Below are 10,598 nucleotides of genomic sequence, written 5' to 3'. Positions count from 1 at the left end.
ATCGCATTATCATTAGTAGCAAGCTCAGCAATGGCTGAGATGGACCACAGTAAAATGGATCACGGTTCAATGGATATGAAAGAAATGGACATGAGTAAAATAGAAGGTATGTCTATGGATTATATGAATGCGGTAGGAATGCCAGCAACCGGCATGAAAGCAAATAAAGTCGTTCATGTCATTTTATCTGACGATATGAAAATGACCTTTAAAAAAGAAGTCGATATTGAACCTAATGATATCGTTCAATTTGTGATCATGAATACAGGTAAAATCGATCATGAATTCTCAATTGGTAATGAAACTGAGCAATTAGAACATCGTGAAATGATGAAGAAAATGACATCAGGCCATGCTCATGACAGTGGTAGCACAGTAACGGTTCAACCAGGTAAAGCAAAACAGATTACATGGCATTTCCATGGGGATAATAACGTAGAATTTGCGTGTAATATTCCAGGGCATGCAGAAGCAGGGATGGTGAAGAAAGTAACGTTATAAGTTATTATTGTTGATATAACAAAGCGGTAAGGTGGGTGGCCTTACCGCTTTTTTATTACAATTTAAAGAAAGCTAATTGCTCTTTTTGTTGCTCAGCTAAGCGAGATAACTCGTTACTTGCACTTGCACTTTGGCTAATGCCTGTTACATTTTGATTTACTAGCTCAGACATATTTACTACGTTACGGTTGATATCTTGAGTCACCTGAGATTGCTCTTCAGCCGCAGTTGCAACTTGAGTGTTCATATCATTAATCGCATTGATAGATTCGGTAATACCAACCAGAGCATCACCTGCTTTTGCTGTTAGCTCTTTATTTAGCTCTAACATATCAAGACTTGTTTGCATGCTGTTATTCGCTAAACCTGATTGCTCTTGAAGCGCTTCAATGATCGTTTGAATTTCTTGAGTTGATGATTGAGTGCGAGCAGCAAGTTGACGAACTTCATCAGCGACAACGGCAAAACCACGACCTGACTCACCAGCACGAGCAGCTTCAATGGCAGCATTCAATGCAAGTAAGTTCGTTTGGTCAGAAACTCCACGAATTACTTCAACCACGTTATTAATTTGCTCTGATTGTTCTTTCAAGCGATGTACTACAGTAGCAGCATCAGTTAAAGCGATCGCCATTTTGTCACTTGCATCTGTACTTTGGGAAAATATGTCCAAACCAGAACGAGCAAGATCACTCGTTTCACGAGCGGTTTTATCCGCAGAAAGTGCATTGTCACTTACGTTATCAGCAGTGCTTGATAGTTCATTAACCGCAGAGGCCACTTGTTCAATTTCACTCAATTCTTTTTGTGAATTGGCTTCTGACTCTGTCATTACCGCGGCTAATTCAGTTGATGCTGCAGCGACATCTTCACTAATGCGAGATAATGCTGCTACTGTTTTTTGAAGTTGAGCTGCTGTTGTATTGATATCTTTGCCTAATTCAGCGACTTCATTATTACCGTCGGTATCAGCACGAATGGTTAGGTCCCCTTCAGCTAAACGACGGATCAGCGATTGTAATTTTTGAATTGGGTAAACAATTAAACCAGATAACCACCAAGCGGTAAGTAATGAAACAATAAATACTGAGATAATAGTAATTGCTGCGGTATTCTTTACTTGAATGTTTTTTTCATAGCTTTCATTCATTAGAATGTCAGAAAACTTATTTACCTGTTGAGATAGGTCATTAATGGTTCCAACCATGTTATTACCTGCTTCACGGTAGCTTGCTATCATCGAATCGTAATTTTCATTAACAGGAAGGCCGCGTTCTTTTCTCTCTGAATGAGTAATGACTTTCTTTGTGAAATCGACATAAGCAGAAATACTTGCACGAACTTTTACAACATCGCTGTTGAATGTTTGTCGATCTTCTAATTCATTAAGAAGTTTATCAATCGATTTAAGATCATTGGTCATTTCGTTAAGAAATGAAGATCGACGAGTAGGATCATAAATCGCGTATACCGCCCCGATACGTAATGGATACACTTGGTCATCAATTTTTGCTAGTTGGTCTTTATAGAAAACAAATGAGGCTGTGTTGTCAGCAATTATATCTTGCTCTTTTTTTAAAGTTGCTGCCGTATACCATAAAGAAGCAAAAAGAGCCAAAGCGGTAAACAGAACAGGAAGTAATACTTGAATACGTATTGATGTATTTTTTAAAGAAAATTGCATTTAAGTCTCTTATTTTTGAGAAAAAGTAAATAATGTAATATTTATGTCAAATGTTCGCAAGTTTTAGGCTTTTGTCACGGTTTTGTCGATTTTAAATGTAACTAGATATAAGTTTATTTGCCTTGAGTCACAAATGTATCAATTAAATATTTATGTTTACTCTTCTATCATCTCTATTTCGTATATTTCATCAGCAATATCTTGTGTTTTACGCTCGATAATTGTTTGAGCATCCGCTAAGCCTTGATTATAAAACACAGGGCCAGTTTGTTTGATAATAAAATCTAACAAAAACTCACCATCAAACTGACCTAATTCCATACCGAGTTCTTGTTCAAAATAGCCTTGAAATTTGTGAATTAATTCATCTCGTTTATTTTTTGGTATCGTAATTGTAGTCATTCTCTGTCCTTAGCGGTTATGTTTTTTTTGAAGGTTATGAACGGCTTTATTGTACATTATCCACGCCATTATTCCTGCCATCGTATTGCCCACTAATGCGCCCATGAATACACCATGCAACCCAAACAAGGTTGAACCTAGCCATATCATTGGTAAGAAACAGGCAAAAAGTCGCAATATAGAAATGGTTAACGCTCTCATTGAAACCCCAAGTGCATTACAAACAGACACCATCAACATACAGATACCCAAAGAACTGAGGCTGATCGGAACCCACATAAGATAGGCCTGAATAACGCTGATGACATTACTGTCAGTGCTTAATAGGTTCGCTAAAGGCTTGGCTACTATGAATAACAAGATAGCAAGGCCGATCTGCCACGTTAATACAAACTTAGCGGCAATACGGATCAGCTTTTGAATATCATCGAACTGTTTAGCGCCTAGCATCTTTCCGACCATTGGTGGAATCGACATGGTTAACGCAAGTACAACAACAATAGCAAAAAATTCGATACGAGAAGCCATTGCCCAACCAGCAACCGCCGCTGCGCCAAATCCTGCAATGATTTTAGTCGCCATCAGTGAAGAGAGTGGTGGCAATAATTGGCTCATCATCGCGGGTGACATAACAGCATTCAATTCTTTAATCGATTGAGCTATTGGCAGATCATGCCAAGAAAAAGAAATCCAATGACGTTTGAAAATAGAAGGAAGAATAATACAAAAGCCAATACTGAAAGAAAGGATCGTTGCCCACGCCGCGCCGTTTAACCCGAGATCAAAATGAAAAATAAAAATAGGGTCTAAAATCATGTTTAATATACTGGTGATTACCATCATTAAACCGGGTAACTTGGTGTCTCCGTTTGCTCTACACACACTGTAAGCAAAGTAAATCATGGCACCAGTCCAACAGCTTGCTAACCAAACCGGCCAGTAGCTATCAATAACGGGGAAAACATCGGCTTGTGCTCCCAGCAACGAGAGAATAGGCCCACGAGAAAACCAAATAATCAAGCACATAGTGAATACCATTACGGCACCCAAAATTATGACTAATCCACCTAATTGTTTTGCTTTTTGAGGTTGTTGGGCGCCAAGAACTCGGGCAATAACGGCTGTCGTTGCTATGCCTAACCCAACTTGCAGGCCAATAATTACCATTTGTAATGGCATGGTAAAGCCTTGAGCTGCAAGGGGTAAAATACCTAGTTGTCCAATGAAGGCACTGTCGACTAATTGAAAGCTCATTAAAGAAAGTACACCAAACATCATTGGCCATGTCATTTGAAAAAGCTGTTTTGAAAGAGAAGGGGTTGGCATGATTATGAGGTGCTCAGTAAGTATTGATTGGTCATTGTACTGATTATAGAGCAAGACACAAATTCAGAAAGAAGATAGTAGAAAAAAGCCCTTATTAGCGAATCGACTTCGGTTTAAATAAGGGCTAAGTTTATCTGTTATTTATAAAATCAAATACTTGGCAATAATGATTCAGGCATTAGTTGATTGTATGTAGCCTCTAGCAATAGGGCGTTTGCTTTGGCAATGTCTGGTGCGAAATAACGGTCTTTGTCATAAAAATCGACACGTTCACGCAGCATAGCTTTTGCTTGTTCTATTTTTTCTGAGCTTTTGTTTGGAGCTCTGAAATCTAACCCTTGAGCCGAAGCAAGCAGTTCGACGGCTAATATCCCGCGTGTATTTTCGGCCATATCCCCTAAACGACGGGCTGCAAAGGTTGCCATTGATACGTGATCTTCTTGGTTTGCAGACGTTGGTAAGCTATCAACAGAAGCAGGGTGAGCAAGGCTTTTGTTTTCACTGGCTAATGCCGCTGCGGTAACTTGAGCAATCATAAAGCCTGAGTTTACTCCGCCGTTGTCCACTAAAAATGGCGGTAATTTACTTAAACCGCTGTCGATAAGAAGCGCCATTCTACGCTCTGATAAACTGCCTATTTCAGCAATGGCGAGAGCAAGATTATCAGCGGCCATAGCAACAGGTTCGGCATGGAAATTACCTCCAGAAATAATGTCACCATCTTCAGCAAAGACTAATGGATTATCTGACACTGAGTTCGCTTCTACTTCTAGTGTGTCTGCTGAATTTCGGATCTGTTGCAAGCAGGCGCCCATGACTTGGGGTTGGCAGCGTAATGAATAAGGGTCTTGTACTCGTTCACAGCATTGATGAGAAAGACCGATCTCACTGTTTTGACTTAATAAATGACGATAACCTAAAGCGGCATCCATTTGACTGCGATGGCCACGCACGCGATGAATTCGAGGGTCAAACGGCTTACGACTGCCAAGTGCGGCTTCTACAGACATGGCACCACACACGGTGGCTGCAGCGTAAAGATCTTCAGCCGTAAATAAGCCTTCTAAAGCAAAGGCAGTAGAGGCCTGAGTTCCGTTGAGTAGTGCTAATCCTTCTTTTGGTGCCAGTGTTATTGGCTCTAATCCTGCTATTTCTAGGGCTTTTTGTCCTGAAATTACTTCGCCTTTATAACGAGCTTCACCTTCGCCTAGTAAAACTGTACTCATGTGAGCTAAAGGGGCGAGATCGCCAGAGGCGCCCACAGACCCCTTTTTAGGAATGCAGGGATACACCTCAGAGTTAACTAATTGAATTAATGCATTTACTACCAGTGGACGAATGCCTGAGTATCCGCGAGAAAGGCTGTTTACTTTTAGGACAATCATTAACCGAACGGTTGCGTCGTCCATGAATTGACCAATACCCGCAGCATGGGACAGAACAATACTGCGTTGTAGCGTTTCTAAATCTTCTTCTGCAATACAAGTATTGGCGAGTAACCCAAACCCGGTATTAATGCCATAAACGGTTTTACCGTCTCGGATCACTTGAGCAACCACCTCGGCACTGGTGATCATATCGGGTAAAGCGTCTGGATGAAGTGAAAGCTGAGTAGGGTGACGGCTAACTTCACGTAACTGTTTTAGAGATAACGTGCCTGGAATAATTTCTAATGAATACATAATTTGTTTCTCGTTATGGTTGTGATACCAACTCGTGTCGCTAGGTTGGTATTCTTTATAATTATTTTTAATGTAGGGTTTATTGCTACTTATTTTGGTTCAGATAGCATTGGTAAATCTAAGTTTTGTTCTTTAGCACAATTGATTGCGATGTCATAACCCGCATCCGCATGGCGCATAACCCCTGTTGCAGGGTCATTATGTAGGACTCGGCCAACTCGTTCTGCTGCGTCATCGGTACCATCACAAACAATAACCATGCCTGAATGTTGAGAGAATCCCATGCCAACGCCACCACCATGATGAAGCGATACCCAAGTCGCACCCGATGCGGTGTTAAGTAGGGCGTTTAGCAGCGGCCAATCGGATACGGCATCAGAGCCATCCATCATACCTTCTGTTTCACGGTTTGGACTGGCAACAGAACCTGAGTCAAGGTGATCTCGACCAATGACAATCGGTGCTTTTAATTCTCCATTTTTTACCATTTCGTTGAAAGCTTTACCGAGACGAGCACGATCTTTTAAGCCAACCCAACAAATACGAGCCGGTAATCCTTGGAACTGGATACGTTCACGCGCCATATCAAGCCAATTATGCAAATGCGGATTGTCAGGAATAAGTTCTTTTACTTTTTGATCGGTTTTGTAGATGTCTTCTGGATCGCCAGAAAGTGCCGCCCAACGGAAAGGTCCAATACCTTCACAAAATAGCGGACGAATGTAAGCAGGCACAAATCCAGGAAAATCAAAGGCATTAGCGATACCTTCTTCTAAGGCCATTTGACGAATATTATTACCGTAATCGACAGTTGCAGAGCCTGCTTTTTGTAAATCCAGCATGGCTTGAACTTGAATTGCCATTGATTTTTTAGCTGCTGATACGACAATGGATTCGTCTTTTAAGCGCATTTCTGCCGCCTGTTCCATTGACCAACCTTGTGGTAAGTAGCCATTGAGGGGATCATGAGCGGACGTTTGGTCGGTGGTAATATCCGGCACAATACCGCGTTGAACGATATCGGCATACACATCGGCGGCATTACCTAATAAGCCAACAGACACGGGTGTACCAGACTGTTTTGATTCTTCTATTATTGCCAATGCTTCGTCTAATGTGGTGGCTTTGCGATCCACATAACCTGTGCGTAAGCGATAATCGATACGTGATTCATCACACTCAACAGCAAGCATTGAAAACCCAGCCATGGTTGCTGCGAGAGGTTGGGCGCCACCCATACCACCAAGGCCGCCAGTTAATACCCATCGACCAGCGGCTTTACCATCAAAGTGCTGACGAGCCATAGCAACAAAGGTTTCGTAAGTGCCTTGAACAATGCCTTGAGATCCAATGTAGATCCAACTGCCTGCCGTCATTTGGCCATACATCATCAAGCCTTGTTTATCGAGCTCGTTAAAATGTTCCCAATTTGCCCAGTGGGGCACAATATTTGAATTTGCAATGAGGACACGCGGCGCATTGGTGTGGGTTTTAAATACACCGACAGGTTTTCCTGATTGCACTAGCAAGGTTTCATCGTCTTCAAGGCGGGTTAGCACTTCTACAATCTTGTCGTAACATTGCCAATTTCTCGCTGCACGACCAATACCCCCATATACCACTAACGCATGAGGGTGCTCAGCGACGTCTGGATGTAAGTTATTCATTAGCATACGAAGTGGGGCTTCGGTTAACCAAGACTTCGCCGTTAATGCAGTGCCTGTTGGCGCGATAATAGTCCGAGATTCATCTAGTCGAGGATTAGACGATGAGGTGTGTGTCATTGTTGCTCTCCTTGCTGTGATAGGCCGAGGCCATTATTTGTTGGTTTTCATGCCACGGGCGATAGTCCAAGCTAACCTTGCGGCTAAGCGTGCGGTTTGATTATCAATGTCAAAGTTTGGGTTGTATTCGGCCAGTTCAGCCAAACGTAATTTAGAGCGACCTTTATGAGTTGAAGCCGATAAAATATCGACAATAAGCGATTCTATAATCTCGAATGGCACACCTCTCACCGCAGGCGCACTAACCCCTGGGGCGACTGAGGCAGGAAAAACATCAATGTCGATAGTGAGATAGAGATAATCGTTGTTCGCGATAAAGTCAGTTAACACCTGTTTAACATGAGATAAATTAGAATGGGTTAATTCGGTATCATCAAAATAAAGTACACCAAGCTCGTTTGCTTTTTGATAAAGGGCTTGTGTATTACTGCCACGATTTAGCCCTAAACAGGCATAATTAAATGGCCAATCGTTAGCGTCACAATATTGAGCGATTTGATGAAATGGAGTGCCAGAGCTACCAATACGTTGATGCGATAATTGATCTGACTTGTCATTCGATGTTGGCGGATTTCTTAGATCAAAATGGGCATCAAAATTAATGATCCCAATGCGTGGAGGGTTATCCTTTTCTGGCGTTCTCTTCTGTTTTAAATGACGCGCAAGCCCTTGGAATGATCCCCATGCCACTTCATGACCACCGCCAAAAACAATGACTTGCTGTTGATTGGACAGGGCGTGTTCAACCGAGTCACCAAGTTGTTGTTGCGCTAACTCAAGATTGTCGTCATCACAATATACGTCACCGCCATCAAAAACAGATCCTTGATGGTGCCAAGCGAGATTCGCTAATGCACGGCGGATCGCTTGCGGTGCAAAATAAGCACCAACACGACCTTTGTTGCGAGAAACACCTTCGTCACACGCAAAGCCAATAAGAGTGATCCCATCGTGAGATGAGTTAGTTAAAGGGGTTATTTTTTGATGCCAACGTAAACCGAGTTCGCCATCTTCGGGATCAACTCTGCCATGCCAAACGGACATATCAATTGTATGATTATCTTTCATGAGTTCCCTTAATTATAAAAAACATTACCATCAACCACTCTGGCAATAAGATCAGGAACGCCTAAGCGATAAGAGAGCTCGGCGGGGGAATCCAATTGCCATAATGCAAAATCAGCCTCCATGCCGACGGAGATTTGTCCACGAGAGCTTTGTAAGCCAAGGGCTTGAGCTGCATTGCAGGTAACACCGCGCAGAGCTTCTTCTGGGGTTAATCTGAACAAGGTGCAGGCCATGTTCATCATCATCCGTAAAGAGGCTATTGGAGACGTGCCGGGGTTAAAGTCTGTCGAAATCGCCATTGGTACATGGTGTTTACGTAATAAGTCGATGGGTGGCAGCTGTGTTTCTCGCAAAAAATAAAATGCACCGGGGAGAAGTGTGGCAACGGTACGATGTTTAGCTAAAGACTTAACCCCATCTTCATTAAGGTATTCAATATGGTCAACAGAGTTTGCGCCCATTGAGGCGGCTAAGGCGCTACCACCTAAGTTTGATAATTGTTCAGTGTGTCCTTTTATGCCTAATCCATGTGTTAACGCAGCATCGAAAACACGTTGGCATTGTTCTACTGAAAACCCAATCCCTTCACAAAATACATCAACGTGATCCGCTAACTTTTGTTCGGCTACCGTAGGAATGATTGAGTCACAAATTAAGGTGATGTAATCGTCAGGCTTGTCTTTGTATTCAGGAGGAAGAGCGTGCGCTGCCAATAAGGTAGAGGAGACTTTCATATCTGGTAATTTAGCAATACGTTTGGCGACTCGGAGCATTTTTAGTTCATCATAAAGTGTTAAGCCATAACCCGATTTAATTTCGATAGTAGTGACGCCGTCACGTTTAAGTCCTTCTAAGCGTTGAACGGCCAAATGGTACAATTCATCTTCACTGGCCTGTCGAGTCGCGTTGACGGTCGATAAAATACCGCCACCTTGCCGTGCGATGTCTTGGTAAGGAACACCTTGTAAGCGTTGTTCAAATTCATTCGCTCGATTACCGGCAAAGATAAGGTGAGTGTGACAATCAATGAACCCCGGAGTGACTAAAGCATTACCACAATCAATAACATCAGGATGACCGTGAAATATCTCGGGGCAGGAGTGTCCAACGTATTCAATTTTTCCATTCGTTACGCCTACCATTGCATCTTGGATAATTTGATAGCCATCATTTGGCGTAGACAGATCTGTCTTCATTGTGACTAGGTTAAGATTCGTAAAAATTCTATCCATGAGTATCTGCCTATGTAAATTAACGGATAAATTAATATGTATATACAAATAGATAATCTTTTTTATGGGTTAATACAAGGTAGAGTGTAATGGGATTGTGATCAAAAGAATAATTATTGACCATTAAATATCCAGTTTTGAGAAGATACTACGGTTGAAGAGCTATGGGGGATCTCTCTCGAATAATGTAATCATATTTATACGGTGTAGATAACGTTAAGCAGGTGAAAAGAACAGCCGTGAAGAGTACACTTTCAGGAAATAAAGCAGAGCAGGTAATAATGTGCATTTATTAGATAGATTAACGATCCATCTTTTTCATGATGAAAGACAAAAGCAATTTTCAGGCGATCATGCTAAAAGTTTAGGATGGAGTTCGACTGAAGCTCAGTTTTTACGCTTTAAAACGATAGCGAATGCACTGGATTTTGAAAATAAGCGTGTACTTGATTTAGGTTGTGGATATGGAGATTTAAAAACCTTTCTAGACATGAGTTGCTGTGTTAAATCTTATGTTGGCATTGATCAGCAATCGAGCTTTATCAAACAAGCTAAAAAACAGTTCGTACATCAGGATAATTGTGAGTTTATTAAAGGGGATTTTTCGTCTAAAAAATTGCCTGCGGCTGATATTGTGGTGGCAAGTGGTTCGTTAAATTATCGTGCGAGAAACAAAAGCTATCATGCAAAAGTAATACGCGATATGTATGAAAAAGCAGAAGAGGCTGCCATTTTTAATTTGTTAAACAACCAACACTTTAAAAAAAGCCAGTTATTAGAAGCTCATGATCCAGAGCAAGTATTTAATTACTGTTTAAGTTTATGCCCAAACAGCCAGTTAATTACGGGCTATGCCGATGAAGATTTTACGATAGTAATGCATAAGTAAATGTAGTTTACCTACTACCTAGATATAAAA

The 10,598-nt window shown here is 41.6% G+C and carries 9 protein-coding genes; 2 read left to right on the top strand and 7 right to left on the bottom strand.

What is annotated here, in order from left to right; genetic code table 11:
• A partial coding sequence (locus Q1K78_RS15855; protein WP_300181061.1) for a cupredoxin family protein occupies positions 1 to 501 on the top strand: 501 nt, incomplete at its 5' end.
• Positions 502 to 556: 55 nt separating this feature from the next.
• On the opposite strand, the gene Q1K78_RS15850 is transcribed toward Q1K78_RS15855, so the two are convergent.
• The 7 genes from Q1K78_RS15850 to hutI form a co-directional block, all read right to left on the bottom strand.
• A complete protein-coding gene (locus tag Q1K78_RS15850; protein WP_300181058.1) occupies positions 557 to 2,185 on the bottom strand; it encodes a methyl-accepting chemotaxis protein in 1,629 nt (542 codons plus the stop codon).
• A gap of 156 nt (positions 2,186 to 2,341) precedes the next feature.
• Positions 2,342 to 2,587, bottom strand: a complete 246-nt coding sequence (locus tag Q1K78_RS15845; RefSeq protein ID WP_300181055.1) for a DUF2164 domain-containing protein — start codon at positions 2,585 to 2,587, stop codon at positions 2,342 to 2,344.
• Positions 2,588 to 2,596: 9 nt separating this feature from the next.
• The gene (locus Q1K78_RS15840) at positions 2,597 to 3,913 is read right to left on the bottom strand and encodes an MATE family efflux transporter (RefSeq protein WP_300181053.1); all 1,317 of its coding nucleotides are present in this window, start codon (positions 3,911 to 3,913) and stop codon (positions 2,597 to 2,599) included.
• 149 nt (positions 3,914 to 4,062) lie between these two features.
• Complete coding sequence (gene hutH / locus Q1K78_RS15835; protein ID WP_300181050.1) at positions 4,063 to 5,595, bottom strand: histidine ammonia-lyase; 1,533 nt, start codon at positions 5,593 to 5,595, stop codon at positions 4,063 to 4,065.
• Positions 5,596 to 5,684: 89 nt separating this feature from the next.
• Entirely contained in the window at positions 5,685 to 7,379 is a 1,695-nt protein-coding gene (gene hutU, locus Q1K78_RS15830) for a urocanate hydratase (protein WP_300181047.1), read from the bottom strand.
• Positions 7,380 to 7,412: 33 nt separating this feature from the next.
• Positions 7,413 to 8,447 (bottom strand): formimidoylglutamase, encoded by a 1,035-nt coding sequence (gene hutG, locus Q1K78_RS15825; RefSeq protein WP_300181044.1) that lies wholly within the window; start codon positions 8,445 to 8,447, stop codon positions 7,413 to 7,415.
• An 8-nt stretch (positions 8,448 to 8,455) separates the two neighbouring features.
• Entirely contained in the window at positions 8,456 to 9,679 is a 1,224-nt protein-coding gene (gene hutI, locus Q1K78_RS15820) for an imidazolonepropionase (RefSeq protein ID WP_300181041.1), read from the bottom strand.
• 283 nt (positions 9,680 to 9,962) lie between these two features.
• Here hutI and Q1K78_RS15815 point away from each other — a divergent pair, with 283 nt between their 5' ends.
• Positions 9,963 to 10,568 carry a class I SAM-dependent methyltransferase gene (locus Q1K78_RS15815; RefSeq protein ID WP_300181038.1) on the top strand — a complete coding sequence of 202 codons (606 nt, stop codon included), beginning with the start codon at positions 9,963 to 9,965 and terminating at the stop codon, positions 10,566 to 10,568.
• The last annotated feature ends 30 nt before the right edge of the window (positions 10,569 to 10,598 follow it).

It is taken from the genome of uncultured Aliivibrio sp. (assembly GCF_946479765.1).
Classification (GTDB): domain Bacteria; phylum Pseudomonadota; class Gammaproteobacteria; order Enterobacterales; family Vibrionaceae; genus Aliivibrio.
Note: the sequence above shows the minus strand (reverse complement) of the source record. Positions and strands in the feature narration are given on the sequence as shown.